Raw genomic sequence first — 23134 nt, 5'->3', positions numbered from 1 at the left:
ATCCCTTGAACCTATATTTTAGGGTGAGCTGTTGCCGTAAACAGCAAAGCAGATGTAGCGCCGATAAAAATGTCACTTAGTACAGTTGCGCCTGAAAATTGAAATGGGTGGGCAATGGCTAAAAAACTGCCTTTACTAACCGCACTAAGATAAAGCTCAGCCTTGGCCTTGATAACTGCTCGCGATGTAAAAACGCGCGTTTTAGGCTTGGCGGCAATCACTGACTCAATTGCCGCCTTTTGCAAATCGGCGTCAAAAATAGGGCTGCCATTGTAATAGCCAATTTCCACTCTAAACGTGCCATAGCGTCCATCTTCTTCCCACCACTCAATAAGTCTTGCATCTAAATCGAAAGCTGATAGGGCTGTTTCAACAGCACCCCGCGTGCCTTTTAAGCGGTGTATTTTGGGGGAGGCTGCTATTACTCGCCGTTTTTGGTTTTCTGACCATTTATTGGACCAAACATCAACCGACACGGCCTGCGCTAAAAACGGTAGTAGTTCTACTGGACAAGACCAAGGATTCCAAATGGTAAGAATAATTTCAGGCGAGACGCTTGCAATACGGGCAAGTTCTGCCGTTAATATTGCACGCTCTATCGCTTTTGCGTTCGGCGGCAATATGGCACTTGCAATAGGCTGCATAGCCCTGATTTTTTCATCAATCGTCACGCCAAGAACCTCGTGTTTGTAGTGTTCGCACAACGATGTTATTGACTTCACCATAACCCTTGGATCCGGGCAAAATATCGTGCGGTGGGCTGATGACTTCAACGGTTACACCATTATCAATAGCCGCACGCCCACCAATAACTTCACGTTGGATAGCAAGGCCTATGCGGCGACGCGCTTTGGCGTAGTCCGCCAAACGGTGTAATGCTGCTTCTCGCAAGGTTTCGACATCGGCACCGGGCGCATAAGATAAAACAACTTCAATGTCGTAACTTATCTTCTTTGCAGGCTCAATCCGTACATTATCGCCAATTGGTCGCACATCTTTTGATGTAACCGCTTGAAATGCGCGATCCAGTAAGGCTTGGTTAACCTCGCCATATTCAAGCGTTGGCATAATCACAATTAAAGCTTCGGGGGCAAGTACTGGTGCATTTTCTTCACGGTTTTTGAAAGGCGTATTCCGCCAATTTGCGCTATAAGCGTCGGCAAATAACCCGACTGAATACGTGGCACCATCTTCCTCAGAATAAACTGCAGCATCTGCAATGTCGCGCACGCCATCAAGCTCAAGCGCATGGAAAATATATGCCCCTTCAGGTCCTGCAGTTGAAAATGCTTCATAAGCCAGCATGATGCGAGCGCGAAACGACCCATCACTTTCAACCCATTTTTGTTTGTCTTCATTCCAAATGGCATCAAGTGGCGGATTGTCTTTTGTGTTGCTATATTCAAGACGGCTAATACCACCTGCATAGGTTGCGCCAATGTGATCAAGATCGCCACCAAGCGCTGTTGCAAGTGAAAGCCCACGGATTGCTTCATTCACCCTTTGGCGAAACTTCATTTCCTGATAGCCACCGCCTTCACTATAGGCAATAACTAATGGGTCAGTTTCAAGATTGGTGACATCATAGTCAATGCCAGATGCTTTTAACGCAGCTTTAAGATAGTCATCGCGGCTTTGCTTAATCTCTTCAAAGTCGATTGGCACGGTTTGCGGCACATCACCAAGATCGGCAAGGTTAGGGGCTATAAATCGGCTCATCTTATAATTCCAAACGGGATATCAATGGGCATATTTTTATGTACAATGCTAAAATCACCCAAATGACCACGTGGGTAATAATCACCTTTAAGTAGAATTGCGACTTGCCCAGCCTCATTGCTAGTTGTGATGGAACAATTGCTTATTTGATAGCGCGGCTCCCAAAGAGCACATGCTGTGACGATCGCACTATAGGCGGCCAATATGATTTGATCTGAAAGTGGGCGATCAATTAAATCTTGCAGTTCACAACCAAAGTCACGGCGCATCACACGGTTATTTAATGGGGTTGAAAATAAAATTGCTAGTGATTGCCGAACGTGGTCAAAACCATCCAAGGTTTCAACGCTATTGCGGCCAAAGCCAAGCCCAACCATAATTTACTCTTTGGGTTGTGTTTTAGTTGCTTGTGGCGTTACTTTTTCATTCTTTGGGTGTTGTAATGTATCACCAAATGGCGGCAAATATTGCTTTGCAATGCCATCTTGCATATCAATGGCTTGCTCACTTGCATCAAACCAATCACCACCATAAAAGCCAGATTGTTTTACAATTACTTTCATATCAATCTCATTTTTTAATTTGAATTATTCGGGAGCATCAGTTGTTGATCCACCTTTTTGCACACCAAGGTGCTTGTGTGTGTCGCCAATGTTTTTATCATTATGGCGCACAGATGGACCTTTGAAATGAACTTCACCTGAAGCTGTGGTATTGCCTGCAACATTAAAGCTGCCGTCAACTTTTAAATCATTGGTTATATGCACAAGATCAGTGTCTAAGGTTATTTCAGAGCCGCATTTCACCGTGACATTTGACGTTGTTTCTATATTGATAGTGCCTTCATCAAGGGTGATACGGCTTTCCCCATGCTGAATAACCGCTTGAGGGCCATCATGCGGGCGTGGATTTTTATTGGAGTGGATGGCAAATTCTATAACGCCATCGGTCAAATCACCGCTTTCCGATAAAACATCGACTTGCTGGCCTTTAACCGGAGGAATATGGGTTGATGTGGTGCCGGCTGCAATTTCTTTCCACGGTACCCAGTCGGTTAAGAATGGTTTATCACCGCCAGTCAACTCCACCCGTGCTAAGCCTTTTTTTGTATCAACTTCGCTTATGGTACCTGTGCGCTTACGATTGCGGGCACGTCTTTCCATTTCAGCAATGCGGTTTTCCATCTGCTGAAGCTTTGCCGCTATTCCAGATGCCATTTAACCCTCTTTATTTTAAATTAAAAAGCGCCTTTGTCTCTTCAAAGGTCAAACCATAACGGCGTTGCGGATTGTCACCATCGACAATATTAGGATTTAACTGGCTATTAAAAAAGGCAAAAGCAGGATGGTTTTGCTCTTTCATTAATTTTAGCATTTTTCGCCAAGGCGTTGCTTCACTTAATACCGTGCCAAAAGGCTGGTCCGGCAATAATGAAACACGCACTCGCAATTGATGGGCGGCTAGGGTTAGGCTGTTATTTTCACTGCCCACCCGTTTGCGTTCAATTTCGACTATACCAGTGCAGAATGAACGCCAAATTTCAGCCCATGGATTGCGCTCATCATGCAAGGCCATTGCGATATCATGACCAATACAATCAAGGACAAATTCCATTGCCCCATCGGTGACAGGAATGCCGAAACCAACGATTTGACTTTCACCCTTATCGTTGGTTTCGCTCATGGCGCTGGAAATACCAAATTCAAAAACAATATCGGTATCGCCATTTTGCCGCAGTTGACGACCATCATCATCACGCACCTTGCTGCCTTCAGTATAAACTGCAATAAAGGGAGCATCTTGGTCGGTACGTAGGCTTCCATCCGCTGCAATATCAATCGCACCGATTTGGCTATCAACGACATTTTGTTTAACAGATGTTTTGTCTTTTAATGCTTCAATCGCGCTAAGGCGAAGTGCAAGTCTTGCAAGGCTCATACTTCACCCAATTCAACCTTTAAACGGCGATGATCGCGATCATTAACACTGATAACAATAAACCAAGGGCTGCCATGGCGTTCAAAGGCTCTGATCTTGTCACCCTTTTTGATGATTATGTCTGGCCATGCGGCGCGATTAATAAAAAGGGTTGTTGATGTGCCGTTAAAACCAACATGCCAACTATTTGATTTGCCACCGTCTGCTTTTTGCGAGTTTTCATCGCTCACCCGCAAAATTCCTTTGATGGTTGCTTCTTGACGCTCACTATCAACAACACCTTGCTTCATGCAGCATAGCAATAGCTGCTCGCCCCACAAAGCATCATTGATTGTCAATGTCTGGTTTTTGATGTCTTGCAGCATTCATGTAGCCTTATAATATTGTTTTAGACGAGGCTATTCGTATCACCGCTGCCACCTTGCTGCGTTGTTTGGTCCTGTGATGTTTGCTGTCCTGCTTCATCTTTATCGACAACAGTTGCTACAACCAGTTTAGATGCTTTAAGCATTGCAAGCTCTTTAGCAGGCAGTGTCGGCAAGATATCACCTACCGCAATCGTGCCTTTGGAAGACAGTATTTGCACTTTAGCTTTATAATCCATATTAAATTACCTTTGTTAAAGCGAAAATCACAACACCGTTGCTTTCAGCGTTGCATTGGGACGGCCCGGTACCATCAAGGGAGCCGACTGCGACATGATATATTCAGCCGATGGATCAGGCTGTATCCACGATTTTGGGAAAATATCAGTCGCGACAAGCCCAGCTTGAACATCTTGGATTGCACCAAAGACTTTAACGCCGTGCGCGCCGCCTTGGCCGTCGTCATTTGGAGCAGCAGTTAAAACCACTTCGCCAGCTTGCAAAGCACGGGTCTCCTTGCCATCTTGGTCGCGGAACCGACCAGCATAGACATAAAGACTAAATTCGCCATATTGCCCTACATAGCGAATGCTATCTTGTGCAATCTTTGGTTGCAAATCAGGCATGGAGGTAATGCCACGGCGCAAATCAGCATTGCGCAAAACGCCCTTATTTTTGCGGAAGGATTTCCACACTTCTGGAGACATGATGAGATCGGTGCCCGCATATCCACTTTTGGTCAAAAGCTGCAGCGACCAATCTTCTAACAAGCCATCAATGTCAGCATTTTCATTTGCCCATTTTTGGGCGTCTGCTGAAATGATAATTTCATTATTTTGGTCACGGCCAAAGTCAACAATTTGAGCTGGATAGTCTTCGCCAGATACTTCAACCTTGCCATTGATAATTGCTTGTGCTGCCATCCATTCCCAACGCGCAAAGATCTGGCGTTTTTGCTCAGCGATAAGGCGGACAATTTCACGGTTGCGGCGCTCCTCCATCGATAATTCGCCGGTCAAAGCTTCACCGGGTAGGCGGCTCACAAAATCGCCTGGCTTGATTTGATGTTTTGGCTTCACATAAGCAGGGCGAAAAGACTTTACCCCATAGCCGGTGCGCTGTTGCGGCTTAGCGGCAACGAGTGGCGACACAAATGGCGCCATCACTGGCAAGCCTTCCAATATTTCATCAAAGATGATGTTTTCTTGGGTTGAGAATTTAGGCGCGCTGCGAAAATAACGGTCAAGGAAGAAACTCGGTGCTACCCGCACAGTTGCTACCACACCGCAAAGGTCAGCCGTATTAAAAAGCGGATCCATATATGTGCTCCTTAAGCAATATCAGGGGCAGCGCCCCATTGACGAATGAAAATGCCGCAATCGCGCAAAGCCGTCTTGACATCTTCAAGTTCTTTGCCGTCCAAAAAGAGGGCGGCTTGATTAAATGAGCCGCCAACATAGACCGCCATGGTAGTCTGCGCGGTGACATTGACCGTGAAGGGCATGATCGCTGCGGCAACACTATTTGCAGTTGATAGCTTGCCATAAATATTGCCAACGCGGCCCAAAACTTCACCGCGTTTATATTCACCCACAGCTAAGGTAATAGGCTGGGTTTGCTCATTGCCTTCAATCAAATTATCAGGCTTAAAACTTGCAACTTTAATATTTGCATCAGGCATGTTTGCCTCCATTTATTTGCTGTGCAATCGCAGTGAGTGGCGCAGAAGTGTCAGGTGACGCTACAGCATTGAATATTTTATCATTCGCGCTGCTATCAGCCGCAAGGCGATTAGCCAGTGATGCAGATGATGGTTCCGAGCCAATATTGCTTGCGACAAAATTGACGACCGAGCTTGCTTCCATGGTTGGTGATTGGCAAGCAAGCTCAAGGGCCGCAACAAGACGCTTTGCATTGCCTTTAATGCCATCGGCTGAGGTAATTGCTTCAATGCGGCTCATGGCTTTTTTCTCGCCCATTGCTTCGCCTTCTTGACGAGCTTTTGCGAGCGCTTGATTATGCGCCTCAAGCGACATTTGATTATCAGCTTGCGGCACCTCGCCGCTCAGCGCAGCGTTGTTTTGGTCGTCCATTAATTTACTCCCTGTTCGGATTTGTTTGGTTTTGGCTGGGACTAATGCTTTTGCGCGTGACAATTCATCGATAACGCTATCAAACGTGCCAAGGCGATCAGCAAGGCCAGCTTCAACAGCGGCTTCGCCAATAAAGGTGCGCGCTTCAGTTCTTTTAGCTGCCGCAATGGTAAGGCGACTGCCACGGCCTTTGGCTACACATTTCAAAAACAGCCCATAAAGCATATTAACTTCAGCTTGCAGATCAGTTTTTACCGTATCAGTTAACGGCTCTAGCGAATTACCATCTGCCTTATGAGCACCAGCATGAATAATTGTTGGCGTTATGCCGTTTAAATCAAGCTGGCGGCTAAAATCGGTATGGAGTAACACAACACCAATTGAGCCACAGATACCCGTTTCAGTTGTAACAATTTCAGTTGCTGCCGAGGCAAGTGCGTATGCGGCAGAACACGCCATTGCGTTCACCACAGCAATAACTTTCTTTTTTGCCGCCAATAATCTTATTTGCGCGGCAAGCTCAAAACAGCCGACTGCTTCACCACCGGGCGATTGAATATCAAGCACAACAGATTGCACCTTGTCATCATTCATAGCGGTTTTAATTTGGTGCGCTAATCCTTCATAAGAAATAAGTCCAGATTGAGCACCAATCCATGCACCGCGATTAACCAGTGAGCCTAAAATGGAAATAATAGCTATATTGTTTTGCGTAATGCTATAGGGTTTACCAATGACGCGCCCTTCCTCGTCACGCGCAATTGGCTCTCCTTCAAATCTGCTTGCTACAGGTAGGCCTGATCGATTTGTTATTACTGATAAAATAACTTGCGCTTTATCTGGTGTAAGTAAGAGCGGTCGATTTAAAATGCGCTCAGCAATATGCAAAAATTGTGTCATCAAACAATCCTAATAAGAGCGCCAACCGGTGCTAATGGCATGACGACGTGGGCGGCGTGTTTGCTTTGCCATGCACTCTGCTTTTAGCTCAGCGATCCGTGCTTTGAGGGAAGCGATATTAATCGCTGTAAATTGAACTTCATCTTCACCAAAGCGGCTGCGTACGACTTTTTCACCAACCAGTAAGCGGTCAAGCGCATTTTGCATTTTTGGCCAAACTGCGCAGGGGTCAGACATATCAATGCCATCAAAAAGTGATGCCATATTTTAATCCTCTATTTCGTCAGCTAAGCTTGGCGCTGTGTTTTCTGCTAAAGGCTCACTTAAGCCCTTATTGATACGGCTTGCTTTTTCGCGTGCCAGTTGCTCATGCACATCTTCATGGTCCACCCCAAGATCATTACAAATCATTTCTTGGCTGATAACGCCCATTTTGTACCAAGTCTCATGGGCACGGGCGGCCTTATAATCATCTGCTTGCGGCTTTGGTGGGCCGCGCCAATCGCTGCGTGTTAAAGCGGTGCGGTTTTTAACAAATGTATCAATGCCGCCCGGCAATGGTATGCGCCCTGCGTCAATTTCTTCCTCTAGCCATGCGCTATAAACCGTTTGTGCAAAACGCCCTGGTAAATGGCGGCGGCGATATTCCATTAACGGCCATTTTTTGGCGATACCCATGCGCACCGATGAATAGGTGTCACCACGAAAGTCACCGGTTAAATCGGACGGCATAACACCAAGGCAAGCTGCAACTTCACGCAATAAAAAATTTGAAAAAGCTTCATAGGTTGAGTTCGGATGTTCACTTGCATGCAGCTTTAATTTTTCACCAGTTAAAAGATGAGCAATCTTGCCGTGGCGGCCTAGGTCAATATTAACATTTTGATACCACGCCATTTTTTTATCAAGCAACACGTCTAAAGCATCTTCGCCGCCCTCTATAATTTCACTTTCGCCTTGCAGTGCCTGCATGACTTCATTGGTGGGATAATCACTTTCAATTGTTGCGGCAAAAATTGCATGGATCATGGCAGCTGTTAAGGTAGCATCAGCCAATTGGTCATATTGGCGGACAATCTTTAAGGCTGGCGCCAATGGTGTAATACCGCGTAACTGCCCTGCAGAACCATCAAAAATATGGATAATGCGCGGGCGGCCATATTGATCACGCGCTTCACGACGTTCCTCACGCTCATTGCCATAACCATCTTTTATCTTAAATGCATAGGCAATGGGCAGGCCGTCTTTGTCAGTGTAAACACCATCTTGTAAGTCTTGACTGGCATTATTTTTTTGCGATAGCCAATGGCTTGGCATAAGTCGTACTTTGGTGAGGCTTTGCGCGCCTTCACGGTTTACTTCCTTGACCTGCGCTAATATTTCACCCGTGGCGATCCACTGCCTGATAGCGGCAGCTTCCAACTGCGCCATGGTATAGCGGCCAGCAAGGTCACATTCATAGGGTTGCGAAGCCCATATTTCCCATCTGGTTTCAACAAGTCTTGCCCAGTCGGACGCTTCTTTTTCGTTCCATTTTAAAAATGTAAGGTCTGGCTTAGCATTTAAGCGCAAGCCAGAACCAATCATTGATGTAACGATTTGTTCAACAACACCAGCAATCCAGCCGCTATTCATTGTCGCATCATTAGCGCGTGCATTGGCTGCATACCAAGCAACTGAAATATCATCAGCGCGATCACGCAAGGCGGGTGTGCCTTTAAATAAACCAATTGACTGGGCAAAGCCGGGTTCACCGCGCAAATAGCCAGCTTTTGGCGTGTTTCTTTTTTCTAAGTCAAGCTTTTGTGAGCCTGCTTTAACGCGGATTCTTGGCTTTTCTTGTTGCATTTTACCCACTAACTATTTGTTTAAAGCTGCAGATTTTTCAGCCCAAGAACTGCGTTGTTTCTTTTTCTTCATACCTTGTTTGGCAAATGGCCCATCAATCGGTTTATTGAATAAATCAGGCTCTGCAGGCTGGCCATGCACTTGCAATAGCAAATCTGCCCAGCGTTCTTGCGTAAGGCGCAATTTATGTTCCAAATGCCAACCAAGGGCAAAGCCGTAAACAGTCGTGTCAAACCAGTCATTTTTGCGCCCGACGACCTTTTTCCATTCTCTCGGCGCTCGTGAACTTATCAATTTACGTGAGCGGCGATTGACCGATGCGCGGGCTTCTTCATCAGGATCCACCAAACGCTCGGCGGTAATTTCCTGCGCAAAGCCTTCATCACATAGGTCTGGCGGCAAATGCAGCACATTGCGTGGCCATGAACCCTTGCTATCCTGCCCTTGCATAAAATTGGCAAGCGATGCGACAACTTCCGTTTTAACATCATAATTGCCAACGGGATAAAGCTGAACTTTAGCAATGAGCCGCCGATTATGATCTCTCACATCACGTTTCACTGGTGTGCCAAGCCAAGGCAGACCTTTGGGAGCGCGTCCATCTAGGGCATAAACATTGGCACGGCTTGCGCAATAACGATAAACGCGGTCAGTCGCAAAGCCTGAGTCAATGCCCGATAAATCTATGCCTTTCATCAAACCGCCCGCCGTAGGGTATTGACGAGCTTGTGCGTCACTTAATTCTATCCACGGATCATCGGATTGCTCCGGTGACCCTTCAAATACCTCGCGATCAATCAGCCATCTTTGCCCACGCGGGCCAATCGCATAAACTGCCCATTTAATGCCATAGCCTTGAATATCGGCAGCTGACACAAGCAGTCCTGCATTTAAAGGTATGACGCGAGAGGGAATATCACTGCGCTGTGCAGCTTCAACAATCTTTTCCCACTCAACAGCCGCACCACCAGGATCATAAGGCAGGGCTAAGTCCTGTTGGTAAAACACCCGCATTTTTTGCGTGTTTTCTTGAGCTGCTTCCCATCTTGCCCAAATATCGTTAAATTTTTCACGCGGTGCATAGGCTGCCCAAAGGTGATAGCTTGGTTGCCAGCGTCTGCAGCGCCCTTCACACGGTGGGCAGCTATATTTTTCAATATCTTTCGCTGTGATAAGGCGTGGTATTGGCTTTTGCCCTTCAGTAACGCGACTTGCTATCCAACGGCCATTGGCCAAGAGGTCACCCTTATGTCCATCCAATATCTTCTCATTGCAGTTGCTGCATAGAAAATGCGCCGGTGTTTTATCATCTGGCGCTTGCAATTGGTCAAATTCTAAGGCTTGATAGCATTGGCAATGCGGACAAGGCACATAGTAAAAGCGTTGGTCGCCTTTTTCAAAATCATCAGAAATGGCACACTCGCCAACAATGCCGGGTGTTGAACCTTCCCATTCCTTTGCCATATCGCCGTACATCTTTTGGCGCGCTCTTGCTTGATCGCGTGGGCTACCACGTCCATCAACATCTAAAGGATAGCCGGTAACCTCGTCCATCGCTAAATATTTAATAGACACCATCTGCAAGCCCTTGGAAGAACCCGCATTGACGATTTGGCAAAAGCCACCAGCATAGCGTTTAAACGCTGTTGTTGAGCCTTGCTCATCGCGGCTATTAACTGGCAACACCTTATGGGCAATTTGCGGTGTTGCATCAATGGTCGGCCCCAATTTAACACGGTTAAACTTGGTGCTTTCATCCAATGTTGGCAAAACAATCATCATTGAGCCGGGGGCTCTGTCAACAATATAGCAAAACCAGTTTTCAATCACCGTTGATTTGCCAAGCTGCGCAGCCATTCGAGCGGTTACGCGCCGTGCAGGGTGGTCTGGATGCAAGCAATCTTGTGGCTCGCGCAAATAAGGCACACGTGCTGTTTTAAATTTACCCGGCCACGGCGAGCCAGATTCAGCACTCACCATGCGATAGCGGTCAGAATATTCCGATATGGATAGGTCTTCAACCTTTCGGCTTGCAGCTTCAAGGGCAGAAAATAAAACTTCCCTGCCATTACGCAAATACAAATCATTTAAAAACAAGCTAGGGCTTAATTGTTGGGCTATCTCCATTCCTTTCACCCCGTAATGCATCTAAATGCTCAAGCATAATTGTGTTAAAAATATCAATGCCAGCATTTGCAAAGGATTTAAGCGCAAGCCGCACGGAGCGTTCATCCCAGCCATATTTTAATGATAGATCAGCAGCCTGCGGTTCTAGCAAGCGCTCAAAGCTTGATCGCATAAGGGCAACGGCATCGCGGCCAGCACGATCAACCTCCGTTGTACGCGTTATAAGTTTTAACCGCTCTGCCAAGTCCAATTCACGAATAGTGGCCTCTGCTTGTACTTTGCGCGCTGCGCCATCAGCTTGAGTTCCCATTAATTGCTTGGCTTGTTTTGCAGCAGGCTGCGCGATAATGCGAATATTCTCACGGCGATGATTTAAAAGCTCGCCATATTCAACTAAACGTTTCTTGCCGTCAATTTTTGTGGCTAACGCCTCAGCATGTTGGTCTAAATAGCGAGAAAGGCTAGAGCGCGTTACACTATCGCCAGCATCGGTTAAGCGCCGTGCGGCATCTGAAATTGAAAGCCATTCTTCCATTTTACCCATCCGTGCAATGCACGTTTTTATTCGTGCATCCGTGCACCGCTTTCAAACCCATCTACTAGTGAAATTTCAGGAGCATCGCGCCCGTAGCCAAAAAGATATTTTCCGTAAGGTACCTAAAATTTATTTTAGCAGGCATGTGTTTATGCAATGCTTGTGCGACCAGTAGTCCTATGGCATCAAGCGCTTGAGCTCATGGTAGAGACGTGGTGCGAGCTCTTGGCGCACACTACTCTCAAAAGCTTCTTTCGTTTCACCCTTAATCATTTCATCTGGGATGATGACGCCCGATTTGATCTTATCAATTGGCAATCGCTCGCTACCTCGGCGAGCAAAGACATGACCGCCAGCAATAGGGTTTGATCGATTAGGGAAACGCCCACCTTTAATAAACTTACCTGCAAAGACTTGTCGTTTGCCAAAGGGATTGGCTGATACACCTGCTCTTGTCTCTCTTGGCGCAAAATATTTTAAAGCAATATCGCCACCCTTGGCGTGCATTTCATACATCATGTGGGTGGGGTTAGCCTTATAGGGCTTAACTGCTTTAACAATTATTTTGCGTTTTAGCCCCGTTTGCAGGGATAATGCCCTTACAACTTTTGTCTTGGCTTTTTGCCCAGTATGATTTACGGCACGCATTGCAGCTATTGGCAATTTGTCACCAACCGCATGAACTGCACCAGCAAATTTCTTTATGGCATCTTCATTAGACCACCCAATGGATAAGACACCAGCCATACTAATACCCAATAAAAAACCCCGCTACATTGCTGCACGGGGTAATAAACCTTTTTTAACTCTTCTTTTATACGTCAAGTGACTGCCGCATGTCAAAATTTATTTTTAAAATCATGCTGAAATAGCATCTATCATTTTGTTTTTATAAGTTAAATTTTTTTGCAGCCAAGGCGTTAATTTAACCGAAAACGGGCTTAAACGGTGATCTTGCATAGTGCCGTTTAATGTTAAAAAAATGTGGTTTAAAGCCGTTACCCAAAACTGATATTCAATGCGTGCCATGATATCACCTTGCGGATTATCGCATAAAACATATTTGCGGTATGCACTGGCAAATGGGCGGCCAGATTTTTTATTATAACCGTCCATTTCCAATTCAACCTCGCGGCCAAGCTCGTTAAGCACTATTTGCTTCATAAACCATAAGGGCTTGCCGTTTTGTTTGACAAAATCAACCTTTGGCACGGGAGCGTTAAAGCATGGCGTTTTGCATAAGACCGCATGGGTTACAATGTGCGCAATAACCGATTGGGCAATTTGCTTTTGCGTGCGGCTTTGCAAGCGTTTAACCACTTCCTCATGAAACGGTGTTGCAAGCCAACGCTCAGCCTCTGGCCAATCGCTTAACAACTCGTCCAAAGGTGCAATCTTATAGGCAATGCCAGCAACGCCGCGCACGGCCTCTGCCACCAACACTGCATCGGGGTGTGGCTCACCTTGCTCTAACTGCATGGGTAAATCGCAAGCAGCGCGGTCACGATCAATCCTAACGCCAAGCTGCGCAATAGCATCAAACGCGCCCCAAGCTGATAGAGGGCTATTTAAGCCATCTTCACCACCGCCTTTTACCAATTCATCAACAAATGCCCAATGCAATAATTTTTGTAAATTAAGCGTTTTCATGTCTATCGTCCCTTAAATTGCTGTTGCTACCCAGATTTAAATTTTGCTGCCAATTTTATATTTGTCTATTCGATTGTTTTTAAATGAAAAAACATAAGAACAGGGTAGAAAGGGGCGCAAGGGCAGCAAAATCACCGCCACTACATGAAAAAAAATAAAACTTTTAAAACAATGATCTTTATTCATGTGTGACGCGGAATTTATCGCCCCTTGCGCCCCTAGCGTCATAAGCCTTTGATTTCCCAAACCCTTTTTGGGGGTGCAAGCCTTGCATTATGGCAATTTGCGCCCCTAGCCACCCGAACTTTAAAAATCGAACGGCTATGCCAAGCCAAAATGCCGATAAAGGGCAAGACAGCGGCAAATGGCGAAACGTAAAAAAGGGGACAGGGTTTTGAATAAATACACATCATCTAACCTCTTACCTCTGCAAAACTCTCGCGCCCATTATCAGGCGTTACAAAACTGTCTTTAACGCGGATGCCCTTGTAAACCGTGGTGCCGCTTTTTGCTTTCCAAAATTGCCGCATTTGACCATCGGGCGCGGCAAAGCTAAGGCGTGTATAATCAGGAAAGCGGCGCGAAAAGGTGTTTTGCTTAAATTCCGCAGCACCTTCTTTACTAGCAAAATTGCAATAGCCAATATAAAGGTCACCGGGGGATGATGTGTCCTCTTCCTTGCCAGTGACAATGCAGGCCGCGCGGATAAATGCCCCAATCGGGTCGCTTTCCTCGCGATATTCATTGGTGGCAAGCAGCACCTTTTCAGGCGGGTTAAGGCCATAGTTTAAATAGTCCAAGGCCCCACTTACCATCCATGCAAAAATGCCCGATGCTTCATGGCGCAATTTATCAGGCAAAGCGCGGTCAACATCTTCTTTGGGGATTTGAACCTCCCACGGCACCAAAAATACACGCCGCCAAATACCGTCAGATGTGTCGTCAATGCGTGGCTTATGGTTACCTGAAAGGATAATCTTAAATTGCGGATGCACTTCAAAAAAATCTTCATGCAAGCGCCGCACAGGGATAACTTCGCCGCCGGTTAAGGTCTTGATCAAAGCGTCTTTTAGTTTAACGCCCATTTCAGGCTCACTTGCCGCAACCAAACGCGCACCGGGTAACCGTGCAAGATCAGGCGTTGCTTCCGCGCCGCCGCGTCTTGTGTCGCCAGCAAAGGAGTCGATAGACAACGTCACCGCATAATCACCAATCACATGCGATAAAGCATCTAAAAAGGTGGATTTACCATTGCGCCCAACACCATAGAAAAACAACAAACATTGCTCTGCCGTTGACCCAAGCAGACAATAGCCCATAAAGCGCTGTAAAAAGAGCCGAATGTCAGCATCAGGCAAAACCGTAGTTAAAAACTTATGAAAATTAGGCGCTTCACAGTCTTTCTCAAACTTGGTTGGCGCAAGTTTTGAAATAAGATCTTCAGGGCGGTGCGGATCAAGGCGATAATTCCAATAATGCTTTGGCTCATTGTCAGTGCCAATGTCTTCACGATAAAAACGCAACGTGCCGCTACTCGTGTTAAAGGCATAAAGGTCGGCATTCATGTCGGTGACGACCTTAGCCACATGGGGCAGGGCTTCTGTCAGCATATTGTTTAATTTACTGGTACCAGCCGAGCTTTTGGCATGGCGGTGGCGTGATGATTTGCGGCCATTAACTAGCTTTTTGGTGTCTTCCGCCTTTTCTAAAATATCGTCCAATTCCATATAGCGGCCAAGCTTGTCACTATCCCAGTCTTTTTTGGGATAGCCCATTTTCTTTTGCTCAATCTTGGCGGCGCGGCCTTCGTCTAATATCTTTTGCTCATCTTCCGTTGCGGTTAATAGATGCGCTTCATTGTCGATAAGTTCCGCTGTGTTTTGCGCTAATGGCCGAACAACCGAGCCATCATCATCTTCTTTCCAGCGTTTGCCGTCAAAACCATGCCAACCAATACGCGCAACATGCAAAACCGTATCGCCATAGCGGTGCAAAAAACGCCGCCCATTGCCAATATCCGTCTCAGGCTCACCCATGCAATCGGATAATAATTCTTGTGGGTTGCTCTCAAGGCTTGCGGCATTATCCCTGCCTAAAGGGTGCGGGTTTTGCGTGCTTTGCCCAAGGGCAGCCGCCTCTTGCGCATTGGCCGCATCAAGCATAGCTTTGACAGATTCTGGTATATTATTGTTTTTGTTTATCTTATCGCTCATCTTCAACCGCCATCATATCTGCCACATCGCACCCCCGTGGCGGCCACACCACAATGATGCGGCGGTTAGGCTTGCTAAAGCGCAGCTTGGCGCGAACAATCGCAGCGGCAGTCATTACCCGCTCGCTATCGCCATCGGCAATTAAAACTAGTTCGTTAATCCAATCAGGCACAAAAATGCAACTTGCCGCATCACTCATTAGTGGCTTGTCACCTGCTACAAAAACACGCCGCACACGCCCTTTACTGTCGGTCATGGTTTGGCTTGGGTGGGCAAAGCGGCTTGCAGGATCGGCAGGGCCGCATAAATTGCCAAGGTCGCCTGCAGCCGCATAGATTGTGTCATTGCGCAAGCCTTCCGCAAGGCGTAAAGCAAGCACAGTCTCAATGCCTTCACCCACCACCATGCGCTTGCATTCAAAACGCGGCTTGAAATAGCCATCACGGTTAAACACAAAACCACTTAGTGGAATGAGCCCGCCTTTTTTGCTGCCGCGCATTTTTTTTGTAGGCAAAACTTCACCTGATTGCGGCGCGGTGATTATTGGGCGATATTTGGGCGGATTATTCAAATCAAGCCAAGTTAAATGGCAGCCAATAATTAGCCTATCACTATTGATAAAAGGCGCAACCATGGCTGGCCCTTCATAAATGATCTTAGAGCTGCCACCATCGTTAAAATAATAAGGCTCGTTTGATAGTAAGCGTAGTGGAAAGCTAGAAATCGCCCCACCGCAGCGCTTTGCTAAATAGGCATTAAATGGGCTGTCTTGCAGCAATCGCCCCGCTTGCCACTTTTCTCGCGCAAGCCTTTGCTCTTTTTCGCGGTAAAATTTGGCTGCCGCATCAGCTTTCGCCCGTGACGCCGATGCCTTTTTTTGCCTTTGCTCAAAAAGCCATTTGGCTTTTAAATGCTCTTCATCGCTAACTTCATTTTGCGGTGCAGTGCGGCCAAGCACCGTTTCAGACGCTTTGATTAAATCTGCGCGTATATGCAAATCCAACCCCAAAACATGGGCCGCAAGTGATAAAGCACCATGCCCACCTTTAGCACAGCCACGGCAATTCCAAACATCTTTGCGGATATTGTAAGAAAAGCGATCCTTGCCACCACATTGCGGGCATGGGCCAGCATATTCGCCATTGCGGGAAATTGTTGGCAAGCCAAGATCCGCCACACAATCGGCAATTTTTATTCCACCTGCTTCATCAATAAAAAGATTGATTATTGAACCACTCATGCTAACAATCTCCCTTGTGTGAAACGCGAGGGAAAAGCATGAGCAGTGATAAATGGAATAGCGTGTGGGGCGCGGTTAAAGCTAAATGGGCGTACATAAAGCCCAAACTTAAAACTGCGTGGGCAATAATATGCGATGTAGTTATAGAACTTTACAAACCAATTAAAAAAATTGCTAATCGGGTTTACGGCTTTGCCTCCCAAAGTCCGGTTTTGATAGCTGCCAGTGCAATAATTGCATGTGTCGTTATGATTATCATTTGTTCTGTTGCTTACTCTTTTCTTTTTTCTACCACGCTGAGTTTCGATCGTTTTAGTCGAATATCTTTTGGTGTTACAGCTTTGTTTACTTTGGGTGTGGTTGTTTGGCGTGGAATTTTGCATTCTATGCAAGAAAAAACACAAAGCGAACAAGCTAATATAGCAGCCGACCAAATTATGCTTGCTAATAAACAATTTGGTTTGGCAAGTAATAATTTTGTAGAAATGCAAAAAAACAATCTTGCAAAGCTGTTTGTCGACGGCACGAAGCTTTTGGGTAGAGATGCTACCGCAGCTGAGAAAAATGCGGGTGTTTCTTGCTTGTCGTATATCGTTGCTTTGGATAATAGTTTTGCACTTGAAGCAAAAAATGTACTTCAAATGTTTATTCAAATGACAAGTGCAGCCAATCCAAAAGGAATAAATATTGATAATGATACTGCTATTGTTAATGCTTTGGATGCAATAAACAGCTATGCTTTTCATCACAACGAACTTATTAATTTTGATGGGCTGACTATATGGAGTGCTGCTCCACTTTACAGTTGTTGGTCTAATTTTTTGCACATTAATTATGTAGGCGTGGAGTTTTGTTCCATTGATTTTAATGGAAAAGAGTCCATGTTTGAAACACAACAATGTATATTTGACGAGTGCATAATTGACTCGCTGCAAAGACTTAATATGATTCCTGAATTGGTTTACGTTTATGACGCTAAGACGGGTTTGGGATATACCGAAATAAGGCCATGTGAGAAGCATTCTTCGCATTTTGTAAGCTGTAAGTTTGATGGTGGTGAAAAATCTAATGATGCATTTCGTGGCATAGATAAGCCTGAATATCGTTGGCACACCTTTGATAACTGCATTTATAGTGATAAATGGTTTACTTCCACAGAAACCGTTGCTTTTTTTAAAGACAAGGGGGTGGAATCGTTTAGTGAATATGTTAAAAGAACCAAAAAAAATATCTAACTCTTCCATCAAACGGCCCCCTTTTTCACACGGTCATCAATGCCGCCGCCATTGTTCATAAATTCTAGCAAAAAGATGATATTGCAGGCGGCGTGGGCAAGGTGGGGCAAGCCGGACTCCGCGTCCAAATCCTCACCATTCCAAAAGGCAAATAGATGCCGCAGGGTGGCAGCGTAAAGCCGCCCCCAAACCATACCGCCATCTGTTTGGCTGCGCCAATTATGGTCGCCGTATTTTTGCGCACCAAAGGCTAAAACCTTAGCTATTTGCAGCAAAGGCTCTACTGGCAATAGGTCAAGGCGTGGTTTACCACTATCATGCTTTGTTGCTTTGATCATTTTGCATACCTGATAAATTGCTTTGGTGGTGGTTGATAATTACTGCCCCAATAAGTTCTGGTATTTGCGGAACTACGGCATTTCCGCATTCGGCAATTCTGTCCATCCAATAGGGTAACCCATCACAGCTTCCGCGAAACAAGGGTGGAGGTAAATCGGGTCGCTCTCGCAAGTCCTCAATCCTTCGGACATTTTGGAACCTTTGAAATGCTGCGAACCCCGATAGCGTTTCCTGCTTGCTCCCTTGTACTCGTTTTTCCCTAAAGTTGGCAGGATTAGTCTGTCCTTGTTGATATGCAATGATCCACACACGATCTCTTTTATGTGGCGCTCCAACGGCTGAAGCCGGTATGCAATGCCATTCCGCATTGTACCCGATCTCGGCCAAGTCTCCGAGAACTCGGCCAAACCATCGCCCTGGTTGGCGAGTAGGGCCTCTAAGCAAATCTGCAACGTTCTCCACGATGATGTATTGTGGTCGTATCTCGTTAGCCAATCGGGGGATATGGCTCCACAGTCCTGAACGTTCGGTTTCAAGGCCGGCTTGCTTTCCTGCGATGCTGATGTCTTGGCATGGGAATCCGCCAGTAATAACATCGATTTGTCGAATGCCGTCATTTTGCAACCTGTTGTAATTAAGCGTTGTTACATCGTCATAAATTGGAATATGTGGCCAATGGCGTTTAAGAACTTTTTGGGCGTGCTTTTCGATCTCACAAAAAGCAACAGTCTCAAAACCACCTGTTCGCTCTAGCCCCAATGAAAAGCCGCCAATTCCGGAAAACAAGTCTAGAATTTTGAGCTTTGTTTTTTGCTTAACTACGGTGTTGGCTATCATCTTAAAAATCCCTATAGCTAAGGGCAAAAGGCGGGGTTTTTAGCGCGGCATCATATTCTTCGCTATATAGCCATGTCATTTGCATGATTTTGCGCTTGTTAAAGCCCATTTGTTGCAGCAGCAAAATGCCCTGCTTTTGCTCCACCAGTGGCATAAAACGCAGCCGCTTTACATCAACACAATTTTCAAATCCAAAAGGCGGCATCATACGGCCTCGCTCTGCATCAATTTCGCGCGTTTTGTTTGCACGGCCGCAGCATGAAACATCTTTGGCTCTATGCCATACCAAGCGCATAGTTTTAAAAAGCTGTTGGTGCATAAGGGCGTGCCTTTTTCCGCTGCAATAATACTCGGCACTGGCAAGCCAATTTTTTGCGCAAGCTGTTGTTGGCTAAGGTTTACAAAAACGCGCCGCCGCTCCATCATTAGGCCAAACACACCCCAATCAATCAATTGTCTTTTGGATGCAATTATATTGCTTGGCTTATTAATCATCTTGCCTCCAAATTTAAAACGGCTTGTTTTCCATTGTGCGGCCTATCTAAAACATGGAACATCGGCGCGTCTTTAAAGCCTGCTTGCCAAACAAACCAAGCATTATAAACGGGGGAGTTGCCTTGGCCGGTAAAATCAATGCGCCACCGCATCATGTAGATTTTGTATGGCGGATAATCCGCCCATAATTTGCCACGTTCGCGAGCAGACCCTGGCCAAATAAACGGCAAAAGCAAAGCCATATAATCCACCTTTAAAACCTCTAATGCGTGGCGCACAAAGCCGGGGTCTTTGTTGCATTCACTAAAAGGTGGGTTAGTAATGATTGCAGGAGCCATAGGTTGCTTGAACGAGTAAAAATTGGCAATTTTTGCACCGCAGCCACGGTCAATTAGGTCTGATATGCGTACGTTAAAACCATGCTCACGGATGATTTTAGCCATTGCACCATCACCTGCGGCAGGTTCCCAAATTTTATTATATTTTATCAATGTTGTGTGCTCAGCCTTTAGCAAAGCTAAAATTGGCTCTGGCGGCGTTGGGTAAAAATCATTGCGCTCGCGGGTAAGTTCTGTTTTTGGAATTTTACCAGTGGCGCGGAATAAGCCTTTTGCTGATTTACTATTCATCATTTTGCTTCCGGTTCCGGCTTAAATGCTGGAAAGTTATGCCATTTAGGATACGTGGTTTGCGTAAATCGCTTAGCCATGTGCCTCGGTTAAATCCAGAACGCCAAATAAACCAAGCATAATAACTGGTTGGGCAATCTTTACCTCTAAAGCTGATGTTCCACCGCATCATGTAAATCTTGTAAGGCGGGAAGCCTCCCCAGTCACCGCATTCCAATGTGTATGGCAAGTTAAAGGGTAACAACAAAGCCATATAATCTACTTGTAAACCCTTTAAGGCATGGCGAACAAAACCTAAATCACGGGTGCATTCCCTGACGGGTGGTTTTGTTATTATGCGAGAGGATAGAGGTGCTTGGAATGAATAAAAATCGGCTATTTTTGCGCCACAACCACGGTCAACCAAATCCGATGCATAAACGTCATATCCATGTCGTCGCAAAATTGCAGCCATGGATCCATCACCGGCGGACGGGTCCCAAATGCTTGCCAATGGGCGCAATGTTTCACATTCTGCATTAAGCAAAGCAAATATTGCTTCTGGCGGAGCTGGGTAATAGTCCTGCTGCGTGTAAAAGGCACGGCGCTCGTTAGTAATAGCTTGCTGACGCTCCAAAGCAGGGGTGAGGAATTTTTTTACCGGCATATTCTTATGCATTTTCTATTCCTTCATCATCCAAATCTCTGATGCTCGCGCGTAAATGGTGGGCGCAGTAGGGGCGGCCACGTTTGCTAGCGCGTTTACAACCACAAACAGGCATTAATGGCCCTGCTTCACTCATCGGGCTTGCTGCAAAAAACAAACAACGGTCTTCAAGCAAAGCGCGCTCATAACTCATTGGCACCACAATAAAGGGTATTTGCTGTAATTGCTTAAAGTTGACGCCTAAATTGGGTTTATTGGGCTGCTCCCATGTGCCTTCACGCTGCTTTTGCAAATTAAGCAATATTTGCGATTTGACACGGCGCGGGAAATGCTGCGGATAATGGTTATAAATCGCTTCATGGACGCGCTGTGGCTTACAGCCCAAGGCATGTGCAATTTCGCCGCCGCTTTTGCCGCGCTTCCACATAAAAGCGGCTTCTGCCAAGCGCTTTTTTGTCCAAAAGGCTTTTAAAGGGGCGGTGCTGCTCATTAGTAATCTCCTCCAACCACATGCAGGGTGGAAACCTTAGCGCGCGATAATTGTTGGCGCAGCTCCAGCATTTTAATTTCCATGGCGCTGCATGCGCGGTCAATGTCGGCAGCCTCGGCAGGGGTTAGCTTGCCATCAGCAAAGGCGCGGCTACCTGTTGCCATCACATCGCCCGATGCTGCCACAAGGTCTGAAAACTTGGCTAAGACTGAACCCATGCTTTTACCCTCTTCATCAGGGGCAATAAGGCGGTAGCCATTAAGCGCAGCAAGGGCAGTGGTAACAAGCGGCAAGCCACACTCATTTTCCAGCATATAAATTGCATTGGTGGGCATTAAATCGGGATCGGTGGCATTATTCCAACGGCCAACCTGACTTTTAGAAAGCGAGGTAATCTCAACGCAGCGCTCAATGCCGCCGCATGTCTTGATTAAATCGCGCTGCGCCGCCTTTAAGCGGTGAAACCAAGCCTCGTTAATCATTGCCATTTTAAACAACCCCTTAATTTAAGCAAAGCTTTCCCGTGGCGGGAAATTCCGCAAAATTTTCCCATAGTGGGAATAGATTTTTTATGGTTTTAATAGCTCTGCCAAAGACACTTAAAACCGCACCAAAGGCGAAAGGCACATTTGATGAAACAAATTTTAAAACCACTGTTTACAAAAATGCTGTTACGCAATTTGCAGGCTTCAAATTTCGCGCTTTTCGGAAAAGTTGGGGGTATTAAAAGCGCAAAATCTTCGTGGTGCTCCAAATCCTTAAACCTTTTCAATATTGGCATTTTGCAACCCGCTATTTGCAGTAGGGCGCAAAATACCCGTCGGCCAAACAACCCCGTCTGGCCAGTTTTGTGAAAACCAATTAAATGCTGCATTAAAACGGCTGACGTTAATGTCTTTGCCGCCCCTTAACCGTGTGATCTTTTTTCCATCATTGAAAACATAGGTACTTACACTGCTGTCTGTTAAGCCAGTAGCTAGTTGATACGCGTCTATGATTTTTAAAAGATCATCAATATCAGTCATTCAATAATTATCGGTAGTAAAACCGGAAAAGTCAAGACAAACTTTCGGATTAAGAACCGATATTTTTTGTTTTTAAAATTCGGTATAAAAAACACTATGATAGAGCAAGTATTAAACCGCATCGATAAACGGCTTGAAGCTGTTGGAATGAAAGAAAGCCGTGCTTCAGTTGAAGCAGGACTATCGGATTCCGCTATTCGTAATATCCGCCGAAAACTTAGATCAGGTGATAAAAATGGCGATGTTACTTTAAAAACACTTGCTGCTCTCGCGCCAGTGTTAAAAACAAATGTTGCTTGGTTAGCGGAAGGTGTTGGCCCTGAAGAAGGCGATGCGGCTGAAGTAGTGCGCTCTGATGTTCCATTAATTTCTTGGGTAAGTGCTGGGGAGTTGGGCGATCAGCCAACAGTGGAGCAGCTGGGTGAATATCCAACAGTTACCACTTATAATTTACCTGCGGGTGAATGGATAGCGCTGCGTGTTGATGGTGCATCCATGAATAAGATAAGCCCGCCCGACTCAATCATCTTTGTAAATATGCGTGATCGCGCATTGGTGGCAAATGCATGCTATGTAATAGCTGATGAGACTGGTAAAGCTACCTATAAGCGTTATAGGCCTAATGAAAGCCCTAGCTTTCAACCAGCATCTTATAAAGATATTCCAGCTCCAAAGCTTGAAGGTGCTATTCGAGTGATCGGTCGTGTTCGAAGATCTGTGATTGATATGTGAATATATGTGTTTCTAGACAAAATCTAGAGCGTATATATTGACCGTGTTAATTTTTTATGCCACAAATGAGGTCGAAAA

General features: G+C 45.9%; 30 protein-coding genes. 2 read left to right on the top strand and 28 right to left on the bottom strand.

The genetic code is table 11. The features are described 5' to 3' along the window. Window positions 1-11: 11 nt before the first annotated feature. From N5852_RS09410 to N5852_RS09320, 19 genes are all read right to left on the bottom strand, one after another. Complete coding sequence (locus N5852_RS09410) at window positions 12-671, bottom strand: phage tail protein I (RefSeq protein WP_262097546.1); 660 nt, start codon at window positions 669-671, stop codon at window positions 12-14. Then, the gene (locus tag N5852_RS09405) at window positions 661-1719 is read right to left on the bottom strand and encodes a baseplate assembly protein (RefSeq protein ID WP_262097545.1); all 1059 of its coding nucleotides are present in this window, start codon (window positions 1717-1719) and stop codon (window positions 661-663) included. The genes N5852_RS09410 and N5852_RS09405 overlap by 11 nt, the downstream gene beginning before the upstream one ends. After that, entirely contained in the window at window positions 1716-2096 is a 381-nt protein-coding gene (locus N5852_RS09400) for a GPW/gp25 family protein (protein WP_262097544.1), read from the bottom strand. Before N5852_RS09400 ends, N5852_RS09405 begins: the two co-directional genes overlap by 4 nt. A gap of 3 nt (window positions 2097-2099) precedes the next feature. Next, window positions 2100-2282 carry a hypothetical protein gene (locus N5852_RS09395; protein ID WP_262097543.1) on the bottom strand — a complete coding sequence of 61 codons (183 nt, stop codon included), beginning with the start codon at window positions 2280-2282 and terminating at the stop codon, window positions 2100-2102. Window positions 2283-2306: 24 nt separating this feature from the next. Beyond that, window positions 2307-2936 carry a phage baseplate assembly protein V gene (locus N5852_RS09390; protein WP_262097542.1) on the bottom strand — a complete coding sequence of 210 codons (630 nt, stop codon included), beginning with the start codon at window positions 2934-2936 and terminating at the stop codon, window positions 2307-2309. 10 nt (window positions 2937-2946) lie between these two features. After that, window positions 2947-3657: a hypothetical protein gene (locus N5852_RS09385; protein WP_262097541.1), complete on the bottom strand. Its 711-nt coding sequence runs from the start codon at window positions 3655-3657 to the stop codon at window positions 2947-2949. Next, complete coding sequence (locus N5852_RS09380) at window positions 3654-4022, bottom strand: hypothetical protein (protein ID WP_262097540.1); 369 nt, start codon at window positions 4020-4022, stop codon at window positions 3654-3656. The genes N5852_RS09385 and N5852_RS09380 overlap by 4 nt, the downstream gene beginning before the upstream one ends. Before the next feature lie 23 nt (window positions 4023-4045). After that, a complete protein-coding gene (locus N5852_RS09375; RefSeq protein WP_262097539.1) occupies window positions 4046-4261 on the bottom strand; it encodes a hypothetical protein in 216 nt (71 codons plus the stop codon). 27 nt (window positions 4262-4288) lie between these two features. Beyond that, window positions 4289-5341: a major capsid protein gene (locus N5852_RS09370; RefSeq protein ID WP_262097538.1), complete on the bottom strand. Its 1053-nt coding sequence runs from the start codon at window positions 5339-5341 to the stop codon at window positions 4289-4291. 11 nt (window positions 5342-5352) lie between these two features. Continuing rightward, complete coding sequence (locus tag N5852_RS09365; protein ID WP_262097537.1) at window positions 5353-5703, bottom strand: hypothetical protein; 351 nt, start codon at window positions 5701-5703, stop codon at window positions 5353-5355. Next, window positions 5696-7015, bottom strand: coding sequence for a S49 family peptidase (locus tag N5852_RS09360; protein ID WP_262097536.1), 1320 nt, complete (start codon window positions 7013-7015; stop codon window positions 5696-5698). Before N5852_RS09360 ends, N5852_RS09365 begins: the two co-directional genes overlap by 8 nt. Before the next feature lie 9 nt (window positions 7016-7024). Beyond that, on the bottom strand, window positions 7025-7279 hold the full coding sequence (locus tag N5852_RS09355) for a gpW family head-tail joining protein (RefSeq protein WP_262097535.1): 255 nt from the start codon (window positions 7277-7279) through the stop codon (window positions 7025-7027). A gap of 3 nt (window positions 7280-7282) precedes the next feature. Then, window positions 7283-8863, bottom strand: coding sequence for a phage portal protein (locus tag N5852_RS09350; RefSeq protein ID WP_262097534.1), 1581 nt, complete (start codon window positions 8861-8863; stop codon window positions 7283-7285). A gap of 12 nt (window positions 8864-8875) precedes the next feature. Continuing rightward, window positions 8876-10990 carry a terminase gpA endonuclease subunit gene (locus N5852_RS09345; protein ID WP_262097533.1) on the bottom strand — a complete coding sequence of 705 codons (2115 nt, stop codon included), beginning with the start codon at window positions 10988-10990 and terminating at the stop codon, window positions 8876-8878. Next, window positions 10962-11525, bottom strand: coding sequence for a hypothetical protein (locus tag N5852_RS09340; protein WP_262097532.1), 564 nt, complete (start codon window positions 11523-11525; stop codon window positions 10962-10964). Before N5852_RS09340 ends, N5852_RS09345 begins: the two co-directional genes overlap by 29 nt. Before the next feature lie 177 nt (window positions 11526-11702). Beyond that, window positions 11703-12272 carry a phage tail protein gene (locus N5852_RS09335; RefSeq protein ID WP_262097531.1) on the bottom strand — a complete coding sequence of 190 codons (570 nt, stop codon included), beginning with the start codon at window positions 12270-12272 and terminating at the stop codon, window positions 11703-11705. A 111-nt stretch (window positions 12273-12383) separates the two neighbouring features. Beyond that, entirely contained in the window at window positions 12384-13175 is a 792-nt protein-coding gene (locus N5852_RS09330; protein ID WP_262097530.1) for a hypothetical protein, read from the bottom strand. Between the two features lie 413 nt (window positions 13176-13588). Beyond that, window positions 13589-15388, bottom strand: coding sequence for a DNA primase family protein (locus tag N5852_RS09325; RefSeq protein ID WP_262097529.1), 1800 nt, complete (start codon window positions 15386-15388; stop codon window positions 13589-13591). Further along, entirely contained in the window at window positions 15378-16628 is a 1251-nt protein-coding gene (locus tag N5852_RS09320) for a DUF7146 domain-containing protein (protein WP_262097528.1), read from the bottom strand. Before N5852_RS09320 ends, N5852_RS09325 begins: the two co-directional genes overlap by 11 nt. Window positions 16629-16666: 38 nt before the next feature. On the opposite strand from N5852_RS09320, the gene N5852_RS09315 reads away from it, so the two are divergent. Beyond that, entirely contained in the window at window positions 16667-17863 is a 1197-nt protein-coding gene (locus tag N5852_RS09315; RefSeq protein WP_262097527.1) for a hypothetical protein, read from the top strand. Between the two features lie 8 nt (window positions 17864-17871). On the opposite strand, the gene N5852_RS09310 is transcribed toward N5852_RS09315, so the two are convergent. From N5852_RS09310 to N5852_RS09270, 9 genes are all read right to left on the bottom strand, one after another. Next, window positions 17872-18201: a dATP/dGTP diphosphohydrolase domain-containing protein gene (locus N5852_RS09310; RefSeq protein ID WP_262097526.1), complete on the bottom strand. Its 330-nt coding sequence runs from the start codon at window positions 18199-18201 to the stop codon at window positions 17872-17874. Beyond that, window positions 18179-19039: a DNA cytosine methyltransferase gene (locus tag N5852_RS09305; protein ID WP_262097525.1), complete on the bottom strand. Its 861-nt coding sequence runs from the start codon at window positions 19037-19039 to the stop codon at window positions 18179-18181. The genes N5852_RS09310 and N5852_RS09305 overlap by 23 nt, the downstream gene beginning before the upstream one ends. A 1-nt stretch (window position 19040) precedes the next feature. Beyond that, on the bottom strand, window positions 19041-19247 hold the full coding sequence (locus tag N5852_RS09300) for a hypothetical protein (RefSeq protein WP_262097524.1): 207 nt from the start codon (window positions 19245-19247) through the stop codon (window positions 19041-19043). Further along, window positions 19244-19534, bottom strand: a complete 291-nt coding sequence (locus N5852_RS09295) for a hypothetical protein (RefSeq protein WP_262097523.1) — start codon at window positions 19532-19534, stop codon at window positions 19244-19246. Before N5852_RS09295 ends, N5852_RS09300 begins: the two co-directional genes overlap by 4 nt. Next, window positions 19531-20166: a hypothetical protein gene (locus N5852_RS09290; protein WP_262097522.1), complete on the bottom strand. Its 636-nt coding sequence runs from the start codon at window positions 20164-20166 to the stop codon at window positions 19531-19533. The genes N5852_RS09295 and N5852_RS09290 overlap by 4 nt, the downstream gene beginning before the upstream one ends. Then, window positions 20156-20821: a hypothetical protein gene (locus N5852_RS09285; RefSeq protein WP_262097521.1), complete on the bottom strand. Its 666-nt coding sequence runs from the start codon at window positions 20819-20821 to the stop codon at window positions 20156-20158. The genes N5852_RS09290 and N5852_RS09285 overlap by 11 nt, the downstream gene beginning before the upstream one ends. Beyond that, window positions 20814-21299 (bottom strand): hypothetical protein, encoded by a 486-nt coding sequence (locus N5852_RS09280; RefSeq protein ID WP_262097520.1) that lies wholly within the window; start codon window positions 21297-21299, stop codon window positions 20814-20816. Before N5852_RS09280 ends, N5852_RS09285 begins: the two co-directional genes overlap by 8 nt. After that, a complete protein-coding gene (locus N5852_RS09275; RefSeq protein WP_262097519.1) occupies window positions 21299-21787 on the bottom strand; it encodes a phage regulatory CII family protein in 489 nt (162 codons plus the stop codon). Before N5852_RS09275 ends, N5852_RS09280 begins: the two co-directional genes overlap by 1 nt. A 270-nt stretch (window positions 21788-22057) precedes the next feature. Beyond that, window positions 22058-22324, bottom strand: a complete 267-nt coding sequence (locus N5852_RS09270) for a hypothetical protein (RefSeq protein WP_262097518.1) — start codon at window positions 22322-22324, stop codon at window positions 22058-22060. A gap of 96 nt (window positions 22325-22420) precedes the next feature. Between N5852_RS09270 and N5852_RS09265 the strand changes: the two genes are divergently transcribed. Continuing rightward, complete coding sequence (locus N5852_RS09265) at window positions 22421-23056, top strand: S24 family peptidase (RefSeq protein ID WP_262097517.1); 636 nt, start codon at window positions 22421-22423, stop codon at window positions 23054-23056. Window positions 23057-23134 lie beyond the last annotated feature (78 nt).

This window comes from Bartonella sp. HY328 (genome assembly GCF_025449335.1).
Taxonomy (GTDB): Bacteria; Pseudomonadota; Alphaproteobacteria; order Rhizobiales; family Rhizobiaceae; genus HY038.
Note: the sequence above shows the minus strand (reverse complement) of the source record. Positions and strands in the feature narration are given on the sequence as shown.